Origin of the sequence: Agarilytica rhodophyticola, assembly GCF_002157225.2 — a bacterium.
GTDB lineage: Bacteria > Pseudomonadota > Gammaproteobacteria > Pseudomonadales > Cellvibrionaceae > Agarilytica > Agarilytica rhodophyticola.
The window spans coordinates 1,702,844-1,728,772 of record NZ_CP020038.1; the positions used below are offsets into that span (position 1 = coordinate 1,702,844).

17 protein-coding genes are annotated in these 25,929 nt (G+C 36.2%); 5 read left to right on the top strand and 12 right to left on the bottom strand.

Annotated features, from left to right (window positions below; translation table 11 throughout):
• Positions 1-23 precede the first annotated feature (23 nt).
• From BVC89_RS07140 to BVC89_RS07150, 3 genes are all read right to left on the bottom strand, one after another.
• Positions 24-350 carry a hypothetical protein gene (locus BVC89_RS07140; protein WP_086930526.1) on the bottom strand — a complete coding sequence of 109 codons (327 nt, stop codon included), beginning with the start codon at positions 348-350 and terminating at the stop codon, positions 24-26.
• Complete coding sequence (locus tag BVC89_RS07145) at positions 347-1,288, bottom strand: RHS repeat domain-containing protein (RefSeq protein WP_086930527.1); 942 nt, start codon at positions 1,286-1,288, stop codon at positions 347-349. The genes BVC89_RS07140 and BVC89_RS07145 overlap by 4 nt, the downstream gene beginning before the upstream one ends.
• Positions 1,289-1,393: 105 nt before the next feature.
• Positions 1,394-1,642, bottom strand: coding sequence for a hypothetical protein (locus tag BVC89_RS07150; RefSeq protein ID WP_086930528.1), 249 nt, complete (start codon positions 1,640-1,642; stop codon positions 1,394-1,396).
• A gap of 716 nt (positions 1,643-2,358) precedes the next feature.
• On the opposite strand from BVC89_RS07150, the gene BVC89_RS07155 reads away from it, so the two are divergent.
• Positions 2,359-2,544, top strand: coding sequence for a hypothetical protein (locus tag BVC89_RS07155; protein WP_086930529.1), 186 nt, complete (start codon positions 2,359-2,361; stop codon positions 2,542-2,544).
• Between the two features lie 96 nt (positions 2,545-2,640).
• Here the strand turns inward: BVC89_RS07155 and BVC89_RS07160 are convergent, their stop codons facing one another.
• From BVC89_RS07160 to BVC89_RS07175, 4 genes are all read right to left on the bottom strand, one after another.
• Positions 2,641-4,062, bottom strand: a complete 1,422-nt coding sequence (locus BVC89_RS07160) for a DUF1501 domain-containing protein (RefSeq protein ID WP_086930530.1) — start codon at positions 4,060-4,062, stop codon at positions 2,641-2,643.
• Between the two features lie 10 nt (positions 4,063-4,072).
• Complete coding sequence (locus tag BVC89_RS07165) at positions 4,073-5,956, bottom strand: DUF1800 domain-containing protein (RefSeq protein ID WP_158657822.1); 1,884 nt, start codon at positions 5,954-5,956, stop codon at positions 4,073-4,075.
• A 1,943-nt stretch (positions 5,957-7,899) separates the two neighbouring features.
• Positions 7,900-8,175, bottom strand: coding sequence for a hypothetical protein (locus tag BVC89_RS07170; RefSeq protein WP_086930532.1), 276 nt, complete (start codon positions 8,173-8,175; stop codon positions 7,900-7,902).
• A gap of 570 nt (positions 8,176-8,745) precedes the next feature.
• The gene (locus BVC89_RS07175; protein ID WP_086930533.1) at positions 8,746-9,792 is read right to left on the bottom strand and encodes an acyltransferase family protein; all 1,047 of its coding nucleotides are present in this window, start codon (positions 9,790-9,792) and stop codon (positions 8,746-8,748) included.
• A 2,281-nt stretch (positions 9,793-12,073) separates the two neighbouring features.
• On the opposite strand from BVC89_RS07175, the gene BVC89_RS07180 reads away from it, so the two are divergent.
• Both BVC89_RS07180 and BVC89_RS29610 read left to right on the top strand, forming a co-directional pair.
• Positions 12,074-14,104, top strand: a complete 2,031-nt coding sequence (locus tag BVC89_RS07180) for a hypothetical protein (RefSeq protein ID WP_086930534.1) — start codon at positions 12,074-12,076, stop codon at positions 14,102-14,104.
• 582 nt (positions 14,105-14,686) lie between these two features.
• Complete coding sequence (locus BVC89_RS29610; RefSeq protein ID WP_158657823.1) at positions 14,687-14,851, top strand: hypothetical protein; 165 nt, start codon at positions 14,687-14,689, stop codon at positions 14,849-14,851.
• A 361-nt stretch (positions 14,852-15,212) separates the two neighbouring features.
• Here BVC89_RS29610 and BVC89_RS07185 read toward each other — a convergent pair whose 3' ends face one another.
• The 4 genes from BVC89_RS07185 to BVC89_RS07200 all read right to left on the bottom strand — a co-directional run bounded on the left by BVC89_RS07185 (position 15,213) and on the right by BVC89_RS07200 (position 19,747).
• Positions 15,213-15,965 carry a hypothetical protein gene (locus BVC89_RS07185; protein ID WP_086930535.1) on the bottom strand — a complete coding sequence of 251 codons (753 nt, stop codon included), beginning with the start codon at positions 15,963-15,965 and terminating at the stop codon, positions 15,213-15,215.
• Positions 15,966-16,643: 678 nt separating this feature from the next.
• Positions 16,644-17,234, bottom strand: a complete 591-nt coding sequence (locus BVC89_RS07190; protein WP_086930536.1) for a hypothetical protein — start codon at positions 17,232-17,234, stop codon at positions 16,644-16,646.
• Positions 17,235-18,270: 1,036 nt separating this feature from the next.
• The gene (locus BVC89_RS07195; RefSeq protein WP_158657824.1) at positions 18,271-18,600 is read right to left on the bottom strand and encodes a hypothetical protein; all 330 of its coding nucleotides are present in this window, start codon (positions 18,598-18,600) and stop codon (positions 18,271-18,273) included.
• A gap of 505 nt (positions 18,601-19,105) precedes the next feature.
• The gene (locus BVC89_RS07200; RefSeq protein ID WP_086930538.1) at positions 19,106-19,747 is read right to left on the bottom strand and encodes a hypothetical protein; all 642 of its coding nucleotides are present in this window, start codon (positions 19,745-19,747) and stop codon (positions 19,106-19,108) included.
• A gap of 892 nt (positions 19,748-20,639) precedes the next feature.
• Between BVC89_RS07200 and BVC89_RS07205 the strand changes: the two genes are divergently transcribed.
• Both BVC89_RS07205 and BVC89_RS07210 read left to right on the top strand, forming a co-directional pair.
• Entirely contained in the window at positions 20,640-21,440 is an 801-nt protein-coding gene (locus BVC89_RS07205; RefSeq protein WP_086930539.1) for a 2OG-Fe(II) oxygenase, read from the top strand.
• Positions 21,441-21,947: 507 nt separating this feature from the next.
• Positions 21,948-23,252: a hypothetical protein gene (locus tag BVC89_RS07210; protein ID WP_086930540.1), complete on the top strand. Its 1,305-nt coding sequence runs from the start codon at positions 21,948-21,950 to the stop codon at positions 23,250-23,252.
• Between the two features lie 150 nt (positions 23,253-23,402).
• Here the strand turns inward: BVC89_RS07210 and BVC89_RS07215 are convergent, their stop codons facing one another.
• The gene (locus tag BVC89_RS07215) at positions 23,403-24,557 is read right to left on the bottom strand and encodes an FG-GAP repeat domain-containing protein (protein WP_158657825.1); all 1,155 of its coding nucleotides are present in this window, start codon (positions 24,555-24,557) and stop codon (positions 23,403-23,405) included.
• Positions 24,558-25,929 lie beyond the last annotated feature (1,372 nt).

The following is a 25,929-nucleotide window of genomic DNA, read 5'->3' on the forward strand; positions in this document are numbered from 1 at the left end:
GCCGCTATTTTTTCGGGCTTTTCTTAACTAAAATCATCTACAGAAGCAAAATTAAAGGATATTTTTTCATGCTCTTTATCTTTAAGAACATAATTCACCCTATCAAATCCACTATCTAAACAAGTGATACTTAAGTGCATAAATTGGGTTAAGCCACCACCAAATTCTGATATTTGCAAATCACTAATATCGTAAAAACATAAAGTTAATTTATTGCTAGTCGTATCCTCAGACTCTGATAAAGTTAAAAGCAAATTATATTTTAACGACTCAGTTTGCATATCCATGCGCAAAGATATAACACAATTATGATGAATTAGCCTTTCATTCAATACATCCAAATCAATCATTGATTTATCCTCGTTTCTTTACCTTTTGGACCGTAACCAGGGCCATACTCGTAAGTATGTATATGAGGGTTAGAGTGATACTCTTTTTGCTTATCAGTATTACCATAGCCGTGATTAGTGTAATCAGTCCGCTTTACTTGTCTACCATATTGATCATATTCAACCTTTGATGTTTCTAACTGCTTCGTTTTAGGGTTGTACTTTTGATGTGTTGTAGGTTTTGTACCAGGTGTTACTTGATGAGGTGAATTTTTATGCCACGCACTATCGGGTAAAGTGGGCTTTCCTCCCTTTTGCACCTTCCCCGCCGGTTTCGCCGCCGCAATTTTTTTATTAACCTTTTGAACCGCTACTGCCAGCTTGCCTAGTTTATGTATTTTATTAAGTGTTGCCAAGGGATTAACAGCATCTTTAGCGGTATTGAGTAGTGCTGTAGAAAAACCAAGACTTCCTGTTGTCATATAATTGAATCCGACGTTTAGCGCAAAATCTAGAATAAGTTTTGGGTTGCCCCCATCGGGATCAACATAGCGATACGGATTATTATTGCCATAGGCATAGCGGTTAAACATTTGCGGATTACTTTCCACACTGTCTTCCACCTGTACCGGATCTATCCCCATAAAACGGCCTGCATGTGGGTCGTAGTAGCGGTTTTTCATGTAGGTAAGACCCAGGGCGTTGTCGTGGGTGTGGCCGGTGTAGGACACTTGTTCGCTGGTGTTGCTGCCCGCTTGTTGTTCGCTGTAGGGGCGGTAGTTTTTGCGCCAGATTTCTTCGCCGGCGTCGTTGGTGGCGGCGACGACGGAGCCGGAAGCGTCGTGGTGAAAAAAGGTGAGGGTTTCTACCTCAGTAGCGGTGGCGGTAACGGTGGTGATCCACAGTAGCAGTGTGAATAACACAAGGTGTAGGCTGTTGTTGGTACGTATTCTGTTCATGATCATTGTTACTCGTATATAGAAGGCCGCCACATCTGTTCGATCTATGTTGATGTGGCGGCGTGTCTGCTATGTATTTTCTAGTGATTTTTTTGCACTTTTCCCTTAATGAAGCGGGGAGCTAAAGTTGATTACCTGCGCCTGTTCTTGTGTCGTCATATTAGTGTTGGATAGTATCGCTGTACTCACTTTTTTATTGTTTTCAGTTTCAAGTATGTCTGTATTCGATGTATAGCCTTCTTTACTTGCGGAATTCCATAGGTGGTCATTTAATGACGATATTTGAACCGAAATAAATACGAGTGCAATAATACACGATAAAAGTAAGAATAATTTTGAGTTAAGTATTTTCATAAGATTACATCCTTTAATTCTTTGATACCTCATGTGAACAACAATAGTCATGAAAAAAATCACGGAAAATAATAGGTACGAAAAACAACACGCACACGAAAGCAAGCCACTAAAATAGTGAGTGCTAGTATGCGCAGATACAAAAACAGTGTGTGTTGTCTTTTATCGCAGCAACAGTAAGATATAGCAAGAAAGACAAATGGCCGCAAGACAGGTGGGGCTGCATTTTGTTGAATTATTTGCTCCTGGCGCGTCCATAAAAAATTCTGCAGTTGTGTGTTACTTCTCCTGGTTGATTTCCTGTCGATCATTTTAACACACTGTTGTGTATTGAATATTAGTTTAGATGTCATAATTGATGAGGTGTATTACATAGGTCTTCCTTTTTGTTACCATGTTAATAGATGGTTAGTATGTAACATATCCTTAATTTAGTAGTCATATCTAATAGTTCTAATGCCTAAAAAACATTCTTTGTTAAGTATGGTTCTTCATTGAGTGTGCTCGCCTTAATTTTGATACGCGACCTTGCTCGACATATCTAGCGGCGATGAAGATAAAATGTGTCATTAAAGGCAATGCTTCTCAGGTAAAATGGTACCCTTAAAAATTTAATAAAAATAAAGCCCTAGGAAATTATTGTATTAATCTCTATACGATTTTTGGGTGGTTGCTACATTAAAGAAAATTTTTATTTGCAATATGTTTTCAGGAGAATGGATTTTGGGAAATTTAAAGCGCCTCAAATCGCTGTGAACCTTATCGAATTTGATATTGCTAATCCCATTTTTTCAAGTAATAGAATTATTAAGGGTGGTCATGGCAAGCTGATGATGGCAAAAATTAAAATAGAAATTACAACAAGTCTTGTCATTACTTTGAATCGCCGAACAGAACACTAGTAAGTGGTGGTACTTGTTATAGCGGGCGGTGAACTGTTAGATGAGAGTAGCTCGAATGAGGAGCTACTCATTTCAAACCGCTAAAGCTAAGATCGGTTAGGTAAAAAGATCTAAGGTGCTATTGTCAAAATTTGATAAATTAGGGAATATCTGTTCCAGATCAACTCCTTTCGCGCCCATCCAATTACCGACTGTTGCGCCTAGTTGTTCGATCGAAATTTCTGGTATCCAACTACCTCGTTTATCAAGGTATCTTTGCGAACTCGTATCGAGGCTTGGTGCTTGGCCAACAATACGTTTTCCTCGAACTGACCCTCCCATAATAAAATGCATACTGCCCCACGCATGATCGGTTCCTGAACCGTTGCCTACCAGCGTTCTGCCAAAGTCAGAGGCTGTAAATGTGGTGACATTGTTCCATTCTCCAATAGCGACTAATCCATCTCGAAAGGCTTTTATTTCAGAGGCAAACGATTGGTGTAGTGCAGGAACGCGCGTAACATTATTTGCATGTGTATCAAAACCACCGATATTTGCATAAAAGATTTGATGCCCAATACTCACTTTTGAACGAATAGAAATAAGTTCTAAAATAGACTTAAGCTGGTTACCTAAATTACTGTTGGGAAACTCGGTTGTTAGTGCCGGCACATCTGACAGCTCTTCTCGCAATCTATCTCTAGTTGCTAAGCTTGTTTTAAGCCTTTCTTTAAAATCGTGTTGGAACAAACCATCTGCTAATGGGTAAGTCTTACGCATGTATTGATCGGTCAGAGCCATCGCGTCATTGTTACGAAAACCGATAAAGCGCCCCTGTAATATATTCGGTACACTTGGTACGCCGCCGTTATAGCTAATTGGAGAAAAATTCTCACCATATAAAAATGAGTCGGAAGAGCCAGAACCGGCGGCGACGGACGCAAATATTGACCCTGGAGAATTGGACGGAACCAGTGCATCGAGAATGCGGCCGCCCCAGCCAAATCGCGTGCCTTCAGTGCCTAACGTTCCCCAAACTGATTGCTGGTCATTGTGGGAAAAAAGTCGAGTAGGTGTACGAACCGTTTTAGATTGAATTTGAGAGCGTGTCGCAGGCTCAATTAAAGGACCAATGCCGCTTATAATACTGAGGTCTTCATTTTCAAACATCTCATGAATCGGAGCAAGTTCTCGTGGCATCGCAAATTCCCGGCCACCAAAGTCCGAAGCATTCAAGGGGTTTAACGGCAGTAAGTCTGAACGACGACGGCTCGCGCCGATTGCGTCACTTTCATAGGCAGCAAATATGTCTTGTCGATGTCCGACTAATTCATTAAAAGACTCTGTGTCATATGGAATAACAGTTTCTAAGTGATCCATTCCACCTTTAAAAAATATAAACACCGTGGCTCGATAAGGCTGCGTTTGAGCATAAGTCTGACGACTAAACCCCAATCCAGCCGCGACGCTGGTTCCAACACCTAGAGCGAGGGCTGCGCCAGAACGTTTAATAAACTCGCGACGTGTTGATTTTTTCATATCTTTACCTTTAACGAATAATAATATAATTGGGTGATAGCATCACAAGGTTAACCGCGAGCTGAACACGAGATGTGATATCTGCCTGACGATTGCTGTCATCGCGCAACACTGTTGCGGTAACCGCTTCAGTAATATCGTTTTTTTCGTCTTGTGTAAGCCGCCCAGCTGTCAAAAGTAAATCGAGGTGGTCTACAAGTTCGGCAGGGTTATCGGCCAATGCTATTTCGTCTTCATATTTAGGGGTGAAGGAATCTATATCCCTGTCAATCCGCGATGACCTGTTGTAAATAAACGTACTTAGTGCATCATTAGCACGATAAATATTCACCGGTGTAAACAATTGCAGTTCAGGTGCTGTTAAATTTCGAGCGCCGCTTTCTGTTGATGGTGCGACGTAGCCTGGGCGATAAAAGTTAAATACTGAGGGCGAACGAAAAGGCTGCTGTCCTAGAGGTGCGCCACGACCAGTATTTAAAGAAAATTCATTTGACGGCAAGATGTCTTTAACTTTCATGGCTCTCACCCAATGAGCAAAATTCAGCACAGGCTCTCGAATTTTTCCAAATGCTGTAGTAGTGTTCGTATCGCTGTGTACTTCTCTGTCCAGAAGAATAGCCGCGATTGTGGCCCGCAGATTTCCGCGCTGGCTATCTCCAAAGTTTGTTCCGTTTGCCGATGTGTAAAGACCCGACTCAAACGCATTAGCCACTCGCTCCACATAGTCTTTAGAGGGGTGAGTTGCCGTAAAGCGCTGAATTAAAATACGGCTGATAAAAGGCGCTACATTAGGGTGGGCAAAGATATGATCAAGTGCCATCTCGATACTAGTTGTACCGTCCGTATCGGCGGGAATGGTAAGACCCAAAAAAGTTTTTTCAAGTTTTGAATGTTGTTCTTCAAACATCTTTAAAGGCAAGTATTCAAAATCACGTACACGCTTTCTGAAATTACCAAAATCAGAACTTTCTGAATAGAGCCCTGTGAATACGCGTGCTAAACCGACCACATCATCGTTTGTGTAGGTTTCAATTTCATTGCCATCATTATTGAGCTTGGGCGTTCCATCCATATTGAGTTCGACCAGGCCGATAGAAAACAGCTGCATAATTTCACGTGCATAGTTCTCGTCTGGTCTACGCCCAGTCGCTGGGTCACCTTTCCTATTGCCCATGTAACTGAGATAGCGTGCCATCCAATTAGAATAGGTGATGTCCTCCAGCAACTGGCGATAGTTACCGAAGCTATTTTTTGATAGCTGGTCGATATAGTAAGCAACTTCCAGGGACTGATTACTCATAGGCTGATCAGCCGCCACGATAATTTGTGACAATGCGAAGATCATACGTTGGCGCAATTGATCTTCACGATCGAGAATAGATTCCCAAACATAGGGAACATGGTACTGACCATTTGTAGGTATGGGGTCAATTTGATCTCGCGCTACCAACGGCGCTAACACATGAGAGCGGCGAGGCTTTGCAAATTCGTTTTTTATCCACTCGGCAGCGTCTCGACCAACCCAAGATTCTATGTCTTCGATGGTATTACCAAAGCTAGCTTTGATTAAAAATGCTGCGCTTTTTTGTGGCGTGTCGAGTACATTGAGATTGTCTGGTGGCGAAGCTACCACTGGGGCTGAGGAGGGCGTCGGGCTTGGTGTGGAAGTCTGCCTGATGACTGGAGTCGGGGCGGGGGATGGCGTTAAGACAGTGCCTGGGGGTGAATCCGAGGAACCGAGGCTATCATCTTGTGCTGGAAAAAGACCTTCAGAGCCATTCCCACCACAGCCACTTAACAAAGCAACACTCGTTAGTACGACAAGCAGGTTCAACCTATTATTGCTATCAGTGTTTTTTTCTTTATTTTGTGTGAGTTGCGCTAATTTAAACATCGTTTTTGTCAATGGTTGAGTTATTTTATAGTATGTGACTGGTGTATTATGAAGCATTATTTTGACTGCATATCAAAACAGTAGGAATTATCCACAGAGATCTTACTAAAGTTTTGGGCGAAGCGATGCGCCTTAATTCACAATGATATTTATTTTTTTACCCAATATTTTTTACCAAAGATAGCGTGTGTCCAATAGAAGAGGGAGCAGATATCGCCTCGCTTTACGATACGGTTTCAATTTTTTTATGATACAGTTTCAACTTTTACTAAAAAATAAAACTGACATAGTGTATGTAAATCTTCGTTGATAAAGCATTTTATCTTCTACTTAAACGTACTATAACACCGACAAGTATTCTCTAATAATTGGAATATCTCAACTACAACAAATTAATAACATACACCATGTATTTTTATTTGCTTTCTTAGCAGAATAGTTGTCTTTAAATAAACCTGCTAGCTCCCTGATATGCATTAGCATTGTATTTTTCTATATTAATTTTTTCTCTTGTTATTATCCCGTACTAACAAGGCTCTTAAAACTCTGAATCCCAAAGACATATAATAATAGTAGGTGAAGCTCTTTAAGAATTAATTTTTGGCTATGAAGAGCAACAACATTGGTATTGGTTGCTCTTCATAGGTGCTTGATCTGATGCTATCAGACTTAGGGTATCTCTTAATGTGACTAAGTCACTTGTTTTGATTGTTAATGTTACTTTTCGTCCAAGTCTTTTTAGGGGGAGGAGATTGTGAATGCTCACGAACATTAATATTTTTCGCTGTTAACTCTTTGCAGCCAGGATTGTGAAATATGAGTTTAATGTGTTTTCCAATCATAACTGAAATCTTGTCGTAGCCGTAAGCAATGGGTGCTTATTTCATATATACGGCATAATAGGTATAAAATCTTCTTCAGTTTTTATTTTTCTATGTTAAGTTTATTTTGACGTAGCCCAATTTAACATTTAGTTTTCTTACGTTAGTTACGGTTTATAAGGATTTTGATATGTACTTATAAAATGTATTTTAAGAAGAGTTAGTTTTTATTGAAGATGTTTTAAGTGCTTCATAGATGCGCAATTTTTTATGTCTGAGAAATTGTTATGAAATTTATACATGTGTCCATTAAATAAGTAAGAAAATTAAATCCTAAAATTTTATATGAAATAACCTGAAAGAAATATTGGCTAATAAAATTTGGAAAGATAAATTATTGCTTATCGGTATCCCGGTTTTACATATTTGGGCCAAGGAATCCATCTTCTAAATATGTAAACTATTGGCTAACAATTTTCATGAGATTTTTATAGAGAAAGCAATAACATACTCCACTGTTAGTCGATATATTATACACCATCTTTTCTACGGCTCTAGTTGCGTACTAGAGAACCTGCCTCGGTGTGAAGGTAGTGGAGCTAGGTTTCAACTATGTGGATGTTATTATTTGAAGCTGACAAAATATACTAGGGAAGATATGATAAGACGGCTGGATTCAACGACCACCAACAGTCCTAGGTCTCACCATTAAACTTGTTAAGTAACTTTTATGATTTTGCATAGAGGACATAGAGTGTAATATAAGCAGTATTTTTTCGTAGAATTAACCTATGTCATAGTACTGTTGGAAGTCATACCCTCTGATTAACGTACGATAACTGAGTTTGGCGAGATAGAACGTCGCTCGGTAAGTATGATTTGTATATAAATCGACTAAATAATTGGCGTGTTTAGAATCGACACTTAGACGATATTTGGCTTCAATATATGCTGGGTGGTCGTTCCACTATGTAGAATATATAAAGGTATGAAGGCGCTTAGATTTGCGCCGACAAGGTAAAATACGTTTAATAGACATCTCTGTTTTATAGTGTGGACGTGTACTACTGTTTTTGTTCACACTATATTAAAAGTAGTCCTCTAATAGATCGTATAATTTTATTAAAATATGTAGTATTTCATAAAGGTTCGATAACCTAGTTCACCGAGATAAAATGTTTGTCGAGGTTCATCATCAGTGTATAGATCAACTAAGTAGTCGGCATGTTCCAAGGGAACAGATAAACAGCACATTGCTTTAATATAAGCAGGATGATCATTCCAGAGTGTCTTATAAAAAAAACTATCGACCCATTTAGATTTTCTTCGACAGGGTAAAATGCGTTCAATAGAAACCTCCGCTATACAAAGGTCTTGTGTCTGGCTAACTGTGTTCATTTTGAGTATCAAATAACCTTATAAATAATGTATAAACTTTTACGATAAATTGTTGCTGTTATAAATAAAATGGCAGAAATATATTCTAATAAGTACTTACGTCCTAATAGTGGCGTTTTTATCGAATACTGTTCGGTTTTTTAGATGCCAAACAGGTCTCTTTGATTTTTGTCAACTCATGAGTAACGAGTATCCGTAGTAGACTAGTTGATTAGTGCTATCAGCAGCATAGGCAAATAAATAACCAAACATTTGTTTGAGTAATCATTGATCTCCTCCTTATGAGATTGATTGACGTTAAGTACTGGTCACTGCTGAATTTGTCCAAAGTGAATTGAGCCAAATTGAATGCAATAATTCATTTGTACCTTCTGTTCTCATTCTATAAGAGGTTATCTGCATCCAAATAGCCTTATCGCAATCTAAGATAGAGTGTGGCGAGGCAAGCTATTATCGCCGATAACTCTTAACGGTTTGGTTTTATTGTTTAGGGTTCTGCGCTAGCGCTTGTAAGTCATTTACAGCTTACTTCCGCTTTTTTTAAGTCGCAAAGAATTATGCTGTTGGTTATTAAATTCGATAACTTACAGCAATTCTTCGGGGTAAATAGCTAAACAATTTCTTTGTCCATATAGAAGAGCTGAGTATCCTAGTAAATAATGGTTTGAATAACTTGTTTTTCACATATACATCAAAAATTATAATACTAAGAGAAGTAGTTAAAAATATAACAGAATAAAGTATAAATTCTGATTTAATATTTAGGCCATATACAACGAGAAGTATCAATGGAAAGTGCATAAGATAGAGTGGATAAGATAAATCGCCGAGGTAATTTAATATATTTTTTGCAGAATCACCGATTTTAATATAGTGTGAAAATAATAATATTAAGTAAGTGCCACCCAGCGTCACTATGTTTAATTTATGAGTGAAATTACTGCTTAACACTAGTAAGGTTATACACAGTATACCACCAATAAAATCTAGCTTTGGTTCTCTCTTGTATAGGCAGAAGCCCAATAACCAAATCCACAAGTATTTAAGTGCATTAAATTTAAGTAGCATAATATAAAATATACTTGCTTCAGGTTTGTTCGGTAGAATATATACAATACCTGAAATAGCAATCAGTATATATAAATACCTCTTTTTCATAAAGCAAAATATAGGAGCTAAAACGTAGAAAAAGAACTCTATACTTAACGACCAGAAAGGGCCGTTATATACTAATGCTTTAACAAAAAACATTTGCGTCATGAACATATTGCCGATTATCTTCCCCCAGCTATCTGCTGGAAATATTGGGTTATCCATAGTTGAGACGATAAAACTCTGAACGAAAAGAGTTAACAAAAGTGAAGCAAAATAGAGAGGGTAAATACGAAGAAGCCGTCTCAGTATAAAACCCTGAGGCCTGCTCTCGATAGACGCGGCAATTGAAAATCCAGAAATTAGCAAAAAAGCAGCGACTGAAGCTTTTGCTCCAAACATGTAAAATGCTGCTGCGATCCCTCCTGGTGCATAAAAATCTACGTGAGCAGTCATTACTATCCAGGCAAGAAAAAAACGTAATCCTGCGAGTAGTGGCCAATTTACAGATCTAGAATTGTACATGTTAACTCTCCATGTAATATGTGAACTAAGTTTTTTAATATAAAGGTAACTGACGTTTTTATTTTACATAGACAGTACTTGTTCTGAGCGGCCAGCGCAAAGAACGAGTAAAGTCTTTTTATGCTAAGAAGGAGTAGTATTGACCACCCATCCTTTGTGTAAGGTTAGAAAGCTATTTTTAGCTTTATCGAAATTACTTCTCACATTGGTTTAGTATAATATTTTTCTAATATTTGTCTACGGTATTGGCATTTAAGGAATAAGATTGGCGTACAAATTTATTTTGATAAAAATTAAGGTATGATGATATTCGACTATGTATGATTTTTGTTCCCACAGGTTTATAAAATAAAAAACTTATAAAACAACCTCAGAGCTTTATGGGGTTTAATAATCATTGTCTGTGTTTTTTAAATCGTCACTAACCAGAAGCTTGGAGCATCATCATGGTGATGATAGTTGATTTAGTTTTTGGTGACAGTAAAACGAAAAATATGAAGTGTTAATATACTGAAAAGTGCATTTTTTTTGAAGATATTTTTCGAAAATAGGAAAATAATAGAAGAGAAGATTTTTCCGTAATATAAAATTTACTGTGTTTGGTGCAATATGTTTAAGCCAAGGTTAAAGAAATGATTTTATCTTTTAGATGATCGCTATTATTATATGATAGTAAACTGCAATTAAAAACTGATGAAACGTTATGAGGTGAAATTCCTTGCCGCTCACGGTATTGACGTTTAGCCACTTACCTAAATAGCCTTGAGAGTTACAGATATTTTCGGTCGTATTATTTTGCAAGGTGTTATCTCCTGCGCAATCAAATATTTGATATTGATGATAAAATTGAACTTTAAGTAAATTCTTTCATAATACACGTTATTAGTGGCAAGGTGGGCGGTGATTTCACTAGGGTATGTTAAAAATTGAATGTCATATGAAGGGCTTGGGTTAATGATAAGTTTTGGATTAATACTTGAGGGTAGTCTAAAGAATGATAAGTTTGGTGAATATATCACAACTATATAGGTAGGCAAAGTGAAGGGTAAAATTATAAAAAACATAACATAAAAGATTGTCAAAAAATACAATATCAAATTTTCTGCAGAATATTACCGATAAAGTTATAGGACAAACAGTCCGCTAAATCTGTTCAATTGCGATACATAGCTAATTATATGTATCGCATAATATAGCTATCACAACCACTTTTTTCACTGTTTAAAACTCTTTTCATCACTATTTTGGGTCAGTAATTTATTGGCTAAATTAATATTAATGTATTTTAATAAATTTAGTATGTGTTATGGCCTTATATTCATTTTAAAAAAAATATGAATTTTAAGTGACTATATGTGATAAAAAAATAAAACCAAATTGTTTTTATCTCTACATACCTATTGGTTTCTCTCTCGACTCTCGATATTTGACTTTTAAGAAGTTTATTTTCCGGCTTATTAAGTAAGCTAATGACTGATGCTTGTTTTTTTAGGGCTTGAGCCAGCCCTAAATAGGAGAGGAAACGATTCTTATCTTACTTTGATTCCTAGCCTATTTTTAGATGTTCTAACACTTGCAAGGTTTATACTTGAGGAACTATTGCTAGGGTTAATGTTAGTAGGCTTCGCAGTAGAATAAGAAGAGATATTGTCATTCATAAAGCTACCTTTGGTGATTAAATTTAAAAAGTTAGTTAAATGTGCCCTTGCGATAGAAATACTTCATTGTATAGCTGAGCTATTCTGTAACTGCATTTTTTATTCAGATCGCTTTTTATACTTGAGTGTTAAGTGGTGGTAAAAAAAATGATGCTTTTGGCGAAATTCTTGTATTGAAATAAATATATAAAAGCTAGGCTTGAAGAGACAAAATTCTGAAAAAATTCAAGACCGTAATGTTGAAAGTTGAGGTGCGTAAATTCACAAAAAAGTGATAAGGAAAATAACGCAAGAGACGAAAATATCCGTTGCTAAATAGACAACTTAGGCATGTACTAAAGTAAATGGGAGAGTAAAATGATAAAGCTGAAAAATAATTCATTATACGACTCATGGTTTTTAGTATTGGCTTCCTTCCCAATTTTATTTTACTAACGAATATGTATGAATCTAATTTTACTTAATTGTTACAATTAAGTAATTAAATGTAATTAATTGTAATGTGCTAATTAATTATCAAATTGTATTCAGTTTTTTTAATAATACTATTTTTAGTTATTGACTCATCAATGAAATCATCATATTTTCCCGTTTGTATTTAATAATGGATAACTGAGGTTTTTATGATTCACTCAATCGGGATAACGCAAAAAAAATCAATACTAACTTTAATGATTTACACAGTATTTTCTATATTATTTTTCTTTATACTCACACCTAATATCGTCTTTGCAGCCGTTTATGTGGATGGCAGAATTGATCTAGACTTTCACGCCAATCGCGAAGTCGATGGCGGCGGTGTAATTTTACAGCAACCAGATGGTAAAATATTACTTGCAGATAACCTTTATAGATCTGACAGTCTAAGTGTTATTTTTGGAAAAGAAATCGTCCGGATTAATTTGGATGGTACCATCGATAGTGATTTTGATTCTATTCCAAATATCGGCACCGTGGTTGATGACTTATCTATGTATGATAATAAAAAAATCCTTATCACAAGTGGCGGTGACCTTCTCCGTTTAAATGAAGATGGTAGCCTCGATTCGTCCTTCAACGTAGACAACGTTACGATTAAAGCAGGAGGAATAAGAAAAGGTAAAATCAAACGAGTAGCGGTACAAAACGATGGCAAAGTACTTGTTGCAGGTTTTTTTAGTGCGATCGATGGAAGAGAGCATATAAATATCGCACGCCTTAACACTGATGGTAGTCTGGATCAGAGTTTTGCAACAACAGGCGGCCCAAGTGACGATACCAACACGCAATTTGTCTTTAGTGCAATGGATATCTCCTTACATAATGATGGTACCATTCTCGTTACTTGGAAACGTGCCGGGGTACATCCTTACGGTACCGACTTTCTAATTAGTAACTTCCACCCTGATGGAAGTTTGAACGAAAATTTCGGAATTAATGGAACGCGCTTGTTGAGTTCTATACCTCGGGGAGCAACGACTAGTGGTAGGATTGGAAGACTTGTTGTCCTTGATAATGGAGATATTCTTGTTGGTCTGAACGGACTGTTTCGACTTAATCGTGAGGGTGATATCGATAGCGGTTTCGGTCCTACTTTTAGTCAGTCGGGTGGGCTCGTATACGACATTAAGGTGCAGCCAGATGGCAAAATAATTATTGGCGGCCTTTTCGCCGAGATCGATGGTTTTGTTCAAAGTAGCATTGCGCGGCTAAATACGGATGGTAGCTTCGATCCCACCTTTGTGCGTCTCGGTGAGGCTGGCTTCGCTGCGGAGGCTTCCTCAGCGATGGAACTGCTTGATAACGGACAAGTCATCTCAAGTGGGAGTTGGTTAGAGTCTAGAAGCTCAACTAGAATTTTTCGACTTGCACGCTTTCTCACCTCCCCAGTTTTTGAGTGTGAAACTGTCGCCATTCCTGATATGAATTTTGAAAGGCAATTAGTGGAGCAAGGGATTGATTCCAGCGGTGAAATTGACGGTTCAATTTGCATTGCCGATATTGAAGCCATTCAATCACTTTCAATTCAAGGAGCGGGGATCGTAGATCTTACAGGGATCAATGCGTTTGTTAATCTGGAGGAGCTATATGCACAAAGCAATAATATTCGCTTTGCAGATTTTCAAGCTAATGCGAGACTGAGAGTAATTAATATCCAGGATAACAATCTTCAAAATTTACAGGTGGATGGCTTATCTAACCTCGAAACTTTACTGGCATATCGCAATCAATTGTCTAATCTTAATTTAAGTTCGAACTTTGCTTTGCGTAATTTAAATTTAGTAGTAAATGAAATTAGTTTCATTGATCTTGCGAACAATTCTCTTTTGCAAAACCTTTCACTACAGCGTAACCAATTGCAAAGTCTGGATTTAAGCAATAACGGTAATCTTGAGACACTAAACCTTGCTAATAACCAGCTCACCACTATTAATTTACAGTCGCAAGAGCGATTGAGAATTATTAATCTTAGATTCAATCAACTAACGGCAGCGGACGTACGCAACGGTACAGATGCTCTCCAGGCCTTTACAATATTTAATAATCCTGATCTACGTTGTATTGCCGTAGATGATGTTGATTTTGCGAATGCTCAGCCTGAACCTGCAAGCCCAGCTAACTCTGCACCTGGATGGCGGAAAGATGATACCGCTATATTTGCCGAATCCTGCTGATCTAAATAAATTATATTTTTACTAGCTAAACAAACTATTTTTTATTAAAGATTAAAAGCAGAAAAATAATACATGGGATTTCTCATACGACTTTCCCATTAATAGTTGTTAAATATTTAACTAAAGTGATCAATAGCGATGAGTAACGTCATAGCATTATATTTGGATTTTTATTTGTTTACAGCTATGTTAGTTTTTTAGAAAACTTATAAAAAGCGGATCTACTGATCCGCTATTCACTACCCCACAGGCAACTTAAAGATATTGTGACATCACGTTATTAATTCGAGACCCAAGTACATTTTCACTATATGGCGGCTGGTCATCGCATATATGGCTTATAGCAATTGTAATGATGACGTCACTAACATTTTACAACTTTAGGTCCATTATCAGCACCGATGTAAACATCGATATCATCTCCGAGCTCATTCGAATTAGGGACTTTAGTCGTACCAATCGCTTTAATTCATGCATTTGATCATTAGGTTTGTAAAAAAGTGAGCTTGAGTGAGAGAAAACTGGTTTAAGAGTGAAATTGGTGGATCGAGGTAAATTAAAATTTTGAGGGGAAAGGTACTAATGAAACGCAATAAAGAAATAATAGTAGCCAGCATAGGTTTGCGTCACTTGAGTAGCGAAATATTTAAAAAGAATAACATTGCAGCAGCTGTTTCAGTTGTATTTTTTAGTAAAAATGAAGATCTTGCTTTGGTATTTGAAGTTATTTTTTATAGCCAAATTTAGAGTTAAAATTCTAGTAGATATTTGAATAGGATTGCGATAGCTGGTGCCAGCCTTCTAAGAACGTGGATATTTTACTTAACTAAATATCCATGGTGTTATTTTTCGACTTGTCTAATTGACTTTAGCGTTAAAGTAGACAGATTAAAAATTTTTGATAGCTCTAATATAGCCAACCAACAGGACACGCAAAACGTGTCTCTGTTAGCGAAGTTAAAAATTTCACCAATGATAATTTTGTGAAAAATCTAGACTTCCAGCATTTTTAGCTAGTTGTCTGCTGGAGGCAAAAATGCATCTCTAAGTTCTAAACCTACGTACGAGACAACTACTATAGTTAGTAGGTTAGTAGTAAATAAACAAACTATTGCATATAATCGACATCTGCTTGGCTATAGATAGCGGAATCAATGCCATTGGTGATTCTTGCACTTTGTAACGGATATATGCTGTAAAAATTATTATAAGCGTTAAGGTCGGCACCACTTGCTATTATAGTGCCGGCGATGTCGAAGTTACCGAAAAAGAATGGATGGTTATGTAGGTGAGTTAAATAAGTCCAGTTGGAATCAATAAGCTCAAAACGCTCTTGAGAGCTTAAATCAACGGGTGGTCCAATGTAACTTTGCTCAGCTCTCCACGCTACATAAACTCTAAGACGGTTACCACGTTTATATATCTCAGCAACAAATTCAGTTGGTAAAGTATAGTCTACTCGTTGAAATTGTCCTGAGAGTAGTAGTTGATCTAAACAAGAAGCCTTTTCAAACCTACCTGCTTCGCCATCAAGGAGAATTTGAAAATTAGCAACGCCAGGATAATCAGCCCCAAGAAATCTGAGAAAAATATCTTGTTGACGCTCTAGTAATCCCCTTTGATCTAAATCAGTATTAGCCACAACATAATTTTGATAAGACTCAATGTAGCCATCAACGGGCTTATCTGCTTCGGCTAACCAGCCTTTGGCTTTATTTAGATCCCATACATACTGTTGAACATCATCGGACTCTCCCAAGAAAACTGGTTCACTATTGGGTATTGGGCACTCCGCGTTTACATTGATTGCTATAACTGCAAGAAAAATAACACTTACTAAATCTTTAGCTTTGATCGTCATTTTAGATTTCTCATCGTTAAATTGTGGATTAAATTATTTCTTGTGCGAATCACCATGGCTGTAGAAGTTTCAACGAGTGTTACTTTAGACACCTCAAATAATTCTCGTGTTACATGTGTGCTTGACATTTTATTCAACGACTAGACACTTAAATGGTCTTTACCGCTAAAAGGAGGGTAGCAATTTTGTTCTGCAAATAGAGTTGAAATTCGAATTCAACTTGGTGACTGATCCAGATTAATAGAAACCTATAATTGTAATATTAAGAGCAAGTTTTTGATATAATAGCAAATATTAGAATAGATGATAATGCATCTGAAAACCGCTTTGAATTTGACTAATCGATACAATACTTGTATTAAATTTTTATACCGGCGTGATAAATTTCAAAGTTTTCCTTGATCGAATATTTAATTGGCGCATTATAGAATTCAATTTTATATAAGGATATATCGACAAATCTTCTCATCTAGATAAATATTTTTTCAACAAGCGATTAGTATCTCTATTAAAACCGCTGTGCTAAGGCTTACTATCAGCCTAGTAGCAAAATATATCGTCCTGATCAATTTTTTTATTGCACTCAATTACAGAGAAGATCAGCTGCGGATGATGATTTTTCAACTGTTGCCACATTGAGTGCAGATACTTATGACGTATAATGGTAGGTATATACCCTTATATGTATGATTCTCCCAAATCTTTAAGGGCATTTTTGACATCCTGTGCTGAGTGCTTTTCGATCTCCCCTAGATAGTAGAATGAGTTTTTTATATTGTTCATAATATTATCAAAATTATTCTCTAATTCATCATCGAAGAATGATATACCGGGCCCTTCGATCTGATAGCCTTGTGAGTTCTTCTTGAGAAAGGTAAATAATTTTCCGGCATTTTCTAAATGCTTATTGTAGGCAACCATAGAAAGTTTAAATTGATTAGAATCAAAAGAAATTTTTTCTATGAAAGGTACTATTATTTTTAATCTTGTACTCTCATTTTGTTGGTCTGCTAATTCATATACACTCTTTAAAAAATTAATTGAATATTCTTGGTAATCTTTAACCAAAATTGTTCCTGCTTCAAAAAGAGCAGATAAACGTGATTCTGTTTCTGGTAAGTTATTTAATGTAAGTCTGTGTGGAGCTAATAGATTTTCGCTACCGAATCTTGCTGCAATTGAGTTAAATTTCTGCTCTATGATTTTTGCTTGTATTTGAAATCCTTTAGCAATTTTTAGAATTTTCTCACTTAGTTCATTTTCATCCATATGTTTATAAAAACCTCAGAAGGTACAACATCATTTTATTCAAAATTCCCATTCTTTTCATTCATTATTAATAGCCAATCGGTGTTGTTCTATAATTAAACAAAATAATCTCGTCGACTTACACTCCGTTTAGGCCTATAGTAATGTAATTATCGAATAGCAGCTTGACTAGCGTATTGGTAGCTCTGACCCAAATGAAATAACGTTACGTTTTCGTCTCTTGTTATTTTATATGCCTTTCTTAATGATCGAGTCGTCAATACTATATTAGTTTACTCATTGAATGTCTAGCACATAATACGACGTTTTAATGTAGAGAGCGTGTCATTTTTCCCTCACAAACGTTACTTTTATTTTTATTAACCTTACATCGCTTCAGTATGCAATACTTTGTGCGAATTTCTTTAATTTACTGAATTTTATCTAAATTATTGCTAAGCCATTTTTAGATCATTTCTCTTGGGTAAAGTTAGATATAAATTTCACTTGGTAGTTATATTTATTTTCTGTATAAAAGATGGAAATATAGTTTTCAGGCTATCAATATAGATATTATTATCCTAGTCATGTTAGGATAATTGCGCATTCATTTATAACTTCCACCTGGCTTTATCCTTTTTTCGTGTATTGCTACAGCCTCAATTTCACATAGGTTTGATATTCTAGAATAAAAAAGGTATTTTTTATAAAAAGCATAAAAGCGACTTAACAATTAGGTATTTATCATAGTTTTTATTGCTCAAGTTCGTATAGGTAGATTCGAAAAGCTTGATGATATTGAGGAGGTACTATAAATTTTACTCCGCGATAATTTTTTGGATACTTACAAAGAGGTTATCCATCAAACTTGATTCTTAATCAGGATGGCTGCTTTTTTGGCTCTAAGGTTAATATTTGCAGGAAATCTATAAAAGCAAGGGACAGCAGACCTTATTTTGAGTTCACGATCCCTCGTGAGAGAGATAATATATGTATTAAGTGTTGCTATAAATTGTATGTTCCTTCTATTTAAGCTACCACTTAACTACTGTTAGAATTACTTTTTCATCTTAGTTAAGATGATAGCAGCGTCAATTCTTTCTAGTAAATCCATTTTTTTGTATTTTTTACCGGTATTTGGGTCTATTGATGACGGCAGCTTCAGTACATTGACCAGCTCATCTATCGTCATATTATAGTATTTCTTTTTAGATGATCCTCCAGCCATACCAAACTTTTCAAAGCCCTGAATACCTGAACCTTCCAGTGATAGCGCGCCTAAAGCTTGCATAGGCGTTTGTGAAAACGTCTCTTTAGCAATATTGAATAGCGGCAACAGCCTTTGCTCCAAACGACCTAGGTTGTGTCGTATTGTTAACGGATGCATGAGGTCTTAGTGGAGAAAGATTATTATAATTTTGAAAACTAATTGACATAATTAAAGCTCTTATCTTTATTTATTAATGTACTCCTGTGTGTTGTTATAAAAAAATAAGTTCTTTATGTTAATAAGAAATTATAAAGCAAGTAAATTTATAAGCTTTATGTTCTAAGCCTTTAAGTTGATAATCTTCACATAGATAAGAGCTTGATAGTACTACATTAGGTATAAGCTTACTTTTTAAGCAATATATCAAAGAATACTCTATAGTATAAGCCCGTAAACCTATGGTCTTTACCCATTTGTTGGTATGAAAATATACAAAAGCCAACCTAATAAGGGTTGGCTTTGTGTTATTGGTGGTGGGTAGAGGGTGGGTTTGAACTCCATTCTTTTAGTATTGCTTAATAAATAATATCCACCGGGAACAAAAAATGAGTTGGCTAAATATTTGCTCTCTCTACGAGAAGCTTAAGTCAAACTTGCTGGCTAGCACAAATTTTATGTGAATTTACTCAGCGATATTTCCATACAAAGAAAAAGTGTGGCCAAGTGTATAGGCGTAACGCTCTGTATCAAAATCGTACTGAACTTGCGGAACTAAGTTATCCCCTACGCCCCAATGCCATTCATAACCGTCTGCACTATTAGAATTAATATCTGGTGCAAAGTATGCAATAGACACCCAGTAATTCTGTGCGCTAGGTAGAAACACTGGGCTGCCAAGATGTACCGAGTACTTTGCGCCCTGGCCACTGTGGCCTACAGAGTTATCTATTAAAGATGGTTCCACAATAAATTGCGCTATTGGTGAAGGGTCTGGGCATATAATCATCCTATAATCCGCTGGGCAGTTCGCTGAACCTCTTATACTTTCATGAAAGCTAATCCTAAAAAGTGGATAGGCAGTTACTTCGAAACCGGGTACTTTGCTGCCAACCCAGCTTACCCTCGAAACGTAGCTGTCATTTCTAAGAGTAAACTCATGAAAGACTTCAGTGCTCTTATTCAAGCTTTCTGATAAGTCAGAAACAGCTCCCGGAACTCCTAACCTACTAGGGTTTTGAAAATTGGAATATAAATGACTTTCCGCAAAAGCTGATATGTTACTAAGTATCAATGTTAATGAAATAATGATGCGACTAAATTTCATTTTCTATCCTTAAGGTAATTATAATTTAAATGAATACAATGTTTATATATTTAAAAAGAACGTGCTTGTCTAAAAATTCGAAGCCGTATTAAATTACTCTAGTTTTTTCCTCCATTTTTATTTTTCATTTTTTCTAATACTTGTTCCCAAAAAATATTCGTAGTTCCTATGCTTTATGATTTTATTATTAGATCATAAAGTTTTCTCTAAAGGTAATGTATTCGTTATCTGTATGATAAATTGTCGTTTAAAATATTTTTTTGTCATATTTTTGAATTGTACTTTGTCTTATTAAGGTGAAATCTACGCCGCATTATTGATTGCGAAAAATATAGGCTTTTAATAATTAAATATAATGGATTTGGAGGCTATATGTTTATGAATTTCTATCTGCCTTTAGTAGTTTTTTTCGCTTAAGAAAAACCAAAAAATTACTGCCTAGCTTTTCTCTTTTCTTAATTTTGTATGTGTTGAGATAAATCATGTTTTGTTTTGAGAATGACTCATAAAGGTTTTTCACAGTGTGTTTTCTTACTAATCAGTCTTTAGCTGAAATTTTTAGTATGGAAATTGACTAATAGGAGTTTCAAAATGTTTGTATGTTTTCGTAAAGCATATCGGAACTAATGTGTACGAAGTTGTCGCCTATAATAAGTTAGATATTTCTATTAAATTATTTTAAAGTTATTTAAATATATCGCCTTCCTCGACGCTCTGACTCTTTATGTTTCATTCTGGATCTTTTCTGGGTCTTAGTGAATTGTTTACTTTATTGACGAAGAATTATATTCATGCAAAAATCTGATATATTAACTCTAAGTCGATAAAACCAGCCTATTACCAGATAACTTATATTTTATTCGTCTGAAGAAGTCCTACAGGAGTTCCAAGCATGTTTAATTTAAATCATAACCAGCTACTTCCTATCACTAAACTTGAGCAGATTGCAGAGTTTGAATCAGAACGCTATATAAATTCACATCCTTATGCTCATGGTGTATACGACGATGTGTTCGAGCCTGAACTCCTTGATATAATAATTAATGAATTCGAAGAAGGTGAAAAACAATGGAAGGAATTTGAATCTAAGTATGAAAAAAAACTTCAGATGAACCGAGATATCAATCTTCAACCAGTAACAAGAGCATTTATTCATAATTTGAATTCTGAACCCTTTCTTAATTTTCTAGAAAATTTGACGGGCATCAAGGGCTTGATCCCAGATCCTTATCTTGTTGGCGGAGGTCTTCATAAGATACCTCGTGGTGGTAAGTTGGGTGTTCATGTTGATTTTAACGAACATACAACAATGAACGTTTATCGAAGATTAAATGTACTCGTGTATCTCAATAAAGATTGGAAAGAGGAGTGGGGTGGTCATCTTGAATTGTGGGATGAAAAGCGTGAAGGCTGTCAAAAACGTCTGCTACCACTCTATAATCGAATGGCAATTTTTACCACCACTAATACTAGTTTTCATGGTCATCCCGAGCCTTTAAACTGCCCAGAAGATAGAAGTCGTATGTCTCTAGCGCTTTATTATTACACTGCAGGAGAAAGAGGGGAACAGGCAAAAAAATCACATAGTACTGTATTTTTAAATGAATCTGGAAAACGTGAAGAACTAAGTTTTGAGGAGAGTTTTTTACGACGGGCAAAAAATAAAATTAGTAAACTAATCAAAGTAGCCTAGGCATGTCGTCTGCTCAATTAATTTTAAATATACACGTCTTGGCGTTGACTTGGTTGACCGTTGAGAAAAGTAACGCCTTAGGTGTATTCTAAATCTACATGCTAGCCTTGCGCTACGAATTTCATAAATCTAATTTTACTACGCTGTCACTTTTGCGGGAGTTACTATTACTATAACTTTTCTAACCTATCTCATTAGCTTATCTTATAGTTGTATATTCTTCGGCGATCTCTGATGAGCATAATAGTGCCATGAATTTAGTGCTATAAATTTGTGCTGTGTTATTTTTTGTAATCAACTTTCTGAGAATTTTATCCAGCTTATTTATATAGTCTAATAGACATTTGAAAATATCTTTAAAGCCAATTATATAGGTAACAAATAAATTACTTAAGAAGAATTAAGCGACTAAATTATTCTTTAGCGCTCGCGTAGATGATAGAAAATAGTAAGATCTTATCGCTGAAAAGCAGCACCTTTTCCCTTAACTTATTACATGGGTGATATATGATAAAAAAAGTGTTATTTCTATTTATAAGTTTATTTTTCACTGATATTGCTAAGGCGATATCAATATCTAAGGAACAGTTAATTGGCACCTGGAATGTTAGAAATGAAACCGTTGATCCTCTTTACTCAAGCACTGAAGGGAAAATAACATTTTATGGAAATGGAACAATAACCGTAGATAATGGTGCTTTTGCAGCGGCATCAATTTTTGCTAAAGGCGAATCTAATGATTGTGGCATTTATGAAGGGCCGATACATTATAAAACCCTTGGTAGGGGCAAGTTTTACTTGTATTGGAGTGGCAAGCAAGTTGTTAAAACATATCAATTACAAGATCATGAGCAAAATAAATTGACCGAAGAGCTAGACTCTGTTGTTGAGTTAGTAAATAAAAGAATAAAAATAATAAATGGTAAATATTATATTCAACTTACTCTAATAGGGCAGGGAGGGTGCGCTAATAATCCCGGTATTGTAAAAATTTCCTATCTAAGCAAAGAGATTGATGAACCTGGAGAACCAATACTTGCTTGTAAAAAATTGCTTTCTGAGGATAAAAATGCTTGTAAAGAAGATTTTTTCCATGTGGGGAGTGATCAGTCTACTGTTGTCCCCGCTGGAGCTAAATTTATGAGAGTTAAAGCCTGGGGGGCAGGAGGAAATCGCGATAATGGCGCTCGTGGAGGTGTGGGAGGTTATACAACAGCGGTAATTCCTATTTCTGCGGGAGAAGTATATACCGTTGTTGTTGGACGTTGGGGTAATAATGGTGGCGTGGGGCATTATGGTTTCGGCGGTTCAGGTGGAGGCTTATCTGGCATTTTTAGTGGTACGGAAGCTGTTATTTCCAGTGATCAAGCACGGGCAATAATAGTAGCAGGCGGGGGAGGAGCGAGTAGTGATGGGAGATTTGGAATTCGAAATGGGCGTAATGGTAATGATCCGGCCAATTTAACCATTAGCGATAATATGGCCGCAAGCTGCAGAGTAGGCCGTGGTGGTGGTGGTGCCGGCTATATGGGGGGACAACTTTCCACTGGCTCTTGCTCAGGTACTAATAGGACTGCATTTGGTTATGGCGGTAGTGGTTTTATTTCCTCTATTGCGGAACCGCTATTCTCATCGATAGAAACAGGTTTTATTAATTGCACTACCGGCGTTACAGCTAGAGTGCCTGCCAATTATCTTGACGAAGATTGGCAACGTGTAGCAGAAGAACCTTGTAGAGGCCCCGGATCTGAAGAGTCAGCCAGTAATCGTGGTGCTGCGGTTATTATTGAGTGGTTGGATGAATTACCATAGTCCCTTATGAGCGCGCGAAAGACTCTCTGCTATTCATTAATTTGAGTAATAATCTGGTGGCCGGAAAGTAAATGAACACTTGATGGCTGATCTGAATACTTTATCTATTGGTAACTCCCCCACCTAAAAAGTTTGAGCGGGGGAGATTCGTTAATTACTCGTAGCTTTGGATACCCACCAAGTGCCATTACTCGGGTGAAAATTAGCAATATCATCCGAGTAATCATTATTAAAATCACCGACAATCTGACTCGTCCAACCTGAGTTAGTGCCAAAGTTATCCCATTGTGTCGTATTAAAGCCTGTGCCGGTAGAAATAGAGACCCACCAGGTCCCATTACTCGGGTGGAAATTGGCAATATCAACTAAGTCGTCATTATTAAAGTCACCGACGACTTGACTCGTCCAACCTGAGTTAGTGCCAAAGTCATCCCATTGTGTCGTGTTAAAGCTTGTGTTGGTAGAAATAGAGACCCACCAAGTCCCATTATGCGGGTGGAAATTGGCAATATCATCTAAGCCATCATTATTAAAGTCACCGACGACTTGACTCGTCCAACCCGAGTTGGTGCCAAAGTCATCCCATTGTGTCGTATTAAAGCTTGTATTGGCCGAAATAGAGACCCACCAAGTCCCATTACTCGGGTGAAAATTGGCAATATCATCTAAGCCATCATTATTAAAATCACCGACAATCTGACTTGTCCAACCTGAGTTAGTACCAAAGTCGTCCCATTGTGTCGTGTTAAAGCTTGTGCCGGTAGAAATAGAGACCCACCAAGTCCCATTACTCGGGTGAAAATTGGCAATATCATCTAAGCCATCATTATTAAAATCACCGACAATCTGACTTGTCCAACCTGAGTTAGTACCAAAGTCGTCCCATTGTGTCGTGTTAAAGCTTGTGCCGGTAGAAATAGAGACCCACCAAGTCCCATTACTCGGGTGAAAATTGGCAATATCATCTAAGCCATCATTATTAAAGTCACCGACGACCTGACTCGTCCAACCTGAGCTAGTAGCGAAGTCATCCCATTGTGTTGTGTTAAAGCTTGTGCCGGTAGAAATAGAGACCCACCAAGTCCCATTACTCGGGTGAAAATTGGCAACATCATCTAAGCCATCATTATTAAAATCACCAACGACTTGAGCTGTCCAACCCGAGTTAGTGCCAAAGTCATCCCATTTGCTTGTTTCAAACCCAGTTATATCTGAAAGTGAGTTTTCTATACTTGTATCAATAGTTGCATATTGCAGAGCAGCTGGCCATTGATCGTAAGCTATAGTAACTTCATTGCTCATCATTAGATTTGCAGCTATAACTTTATAAGAAGTTAGAAAACAAAATAGTAAGCTAGTAATAATTAGCTTTGAATTTCCCATCATTTCCTTAACCTTTAATAGTTTAATATATGTAAACATTCTTAATTAAAGAGAGTAAATTATTCATATAATTTGAGCCCAGATAATTATAGTAGGCATTGTAATGAAGTTGTTTTCTATGCGCCATATTTTCACTTTTTTACATGGCCGTTTAGTATTATCGACTAATACGTATGACTATATTTAACATAGTTAAGAGGAATATTTTTTTTGATCAATTTAAGTGCATGGTTTATACATATTGTAAAATGTATATACAAAACCAATATCTACATATTATAACTTAGTGTCGCCAGCTACAAATAAATGTGGGTCTAAAGAAAAAACCCAATAATTTTATTGTGCTCGCTATTTAATTCTACATTGTAAGAAACTGAATTATTAGTAATATAACTATTATTTAAATTAAATACGATAAAGCATTGGTCGCATTTAATATCCATAGTCGACAGTTAGAGTTATTATTTTTTAGGAATAGGGATTTGGTTTAAAGGCATCGAGAACATACCCTTTACAGCTATTTGATAAATTACATTATAACAGTAAACCGTTAGGATTGTATTGTATCTATTGTTGAATTAAGAGTACGAAGTTGATTGTTTACGGTTTTTATCATTCGGTTTAATTATACTCCCTATGAGGTTATCTTCTCTTTTATAACTTCCATAATTTACATCTATTTCTCCAGTTGTAACGAAATTCATAATTAAAGTCTCATAAATTTACTTTATTTACTGAATTGGCAAACCCAACATAGGTTTGTCCTAATTGAAAAGTTTAATACTACGTTCTCTTATTTATAATTTCTTGCTGATGGTAAAAGTTCGTGTGATAAGCATATTTTTTCGAAAATGATCGTTTTTTGTGAGCTGTTTATGGGCGTTTTTAGGGTGAAAAAGACGATAGTATATACACTCAACCTAACTTCTAATAGGCAGAAAAATATGTATAAAGTATGAATAACTTTCTCAAAACTCTATTTATCAAACTGTCATCAGAACGGAGTAAGTAACTATGATGAAAATTCACTCTAAATGGGCAAGATCGTATAGAGAAGGTTATTATAAATAACACTGTGGTATTCGAAAATATATTATGGACTGGTTGATAAAGAGTCAGTATAAAGTATATATGTTAAGTATATCTGAAAAACTAGAACGGAAAGATTGGTTAATTTAGTATTTTATATTTTTTTTTTACATAACGAACTGTTTTTTTTATTGCGATACATACGAGCGTATTTGCAATAATTTATAAAATTTTTTCCACATTCTAAAAAAATCAGGAGATTTAA

Bases quoted from the DNA above. Each gene is read 5' to 3' on its own strand.
- BVC89_RS07140 (WP_086930526.1), bottom strand. From the start codon at position 350: ATGATTGATTTGGATGTATTGAATGAAAGGCTAATTCATCATAATTGT.
- BVC89_RS07170 (WP_086930532.1), bottom strand. From the start codon at position 8,175: ATGAACACAGTTAGCCAGACACAAGACCTTTGTATAGCGGAGGTTTCT.
- BVC89_RS07190 (WP_086930536.1), bottom strand. From the start codon at position 17,234: ATGGATGAAAATGAACTAAGTGAGAAAATTCTAAAAATTGCTAAAGGA.
- BVC89_RS29610 (WP_158657823.1), top strand. From the start codon at position 14,687: ATGAAACGCAATAAAGAAATAATAGTAGCCAGCATAGGTTTGCGTCAC.
- BVC89_RS07195 (WP_158657824.1), bottom strand. From the start codon at position 18,600: ATGCATCCGTTAACAATACGACACAACCTAGGTCGTTTGGAGCAAAGG.
- BVC89_RS07150 (WP_086930528.1), bottom strand. From the start codon at position 1,642: ATGAAAATACTTAACTCAAAATTATTCTTACTTTTATCGTGTATTATT.
- BVC89_RS07145 (WP_086930527.1), bottom strand. From the start codon at position 1,288: ATGAACAGAATACGTACCAACAACAGCCTACACCTTGTGTTATTCACA.
- BVC89_RS07155 (WP_086930529.1), top strand. From the start codon at position 2,359: ATGGATTTTGGGAAATTTAAAGCGCCTCAAATCGCTGTGAACCTTATC.
- BVC89_RS07165 (WP_158657822.1), bottom strand. From the start codon at position 5,956: ATGTTTAAATTAGCGCAACTCACACAAAATAAAGAAAAAAACACTGAT.
- BVC89_RS07160 (WP_086930530.1), bottom strand. From the start codon at position 4,062: ATGAAAAAATCAACACGTCGCGAGTTTATTAAACGTTCTGGCGCAGCC.
- BVC89_RS07200 (WP_086930538.1), bottom strand. From the start codon at position 19,747: ATGAAATTTAGTCGCATCATTATTTCATTAACATTGATACTTAGTAAC.
- BVC89_RS07180 (WP_086930534.1), top strand. From the start codon at position 12,074: ATGATTCACTCAATCGGGATAACGCAAAAAAAATCAATACTAACTTTA.
- BVC89_RS07175 (WP_086930533.1), bottom strand. From the start codon at position 9,792: ATGTACAATTCTAGATCTGTAAATTGGCCACTACTCGCAGGATTACGT.
- BVC89_RS07210 (WP_086930540.1), top strand. From the start codon at position 21,948: ATGATAAAAAAAGTGTTATTTCTATTTATAAGTTTATTTTTCACTGAT.
- BVC89_RS07215 (WP_158657825.1), bottom strand. From the start codon at position 24,557: ATGATGAGCAATGAAGTTACTATAGCTTACGATCAATGGCCAGCTGCT.
- BVC89_RS07205 (WP_086930539.1), top strand. From the start codon at position 20,640: ATGTTTAATTTAAATCATAACCAGCTACTTCCTATCACTAAACTTGAG.
- BVC89_RS07185 (WP_086930535.1), bottom strand. From the start codon at position 15,965: ATGACGATCAAAGCTAAAGATTTAGTAAGTGTTATTTTTCTTGCAGTT.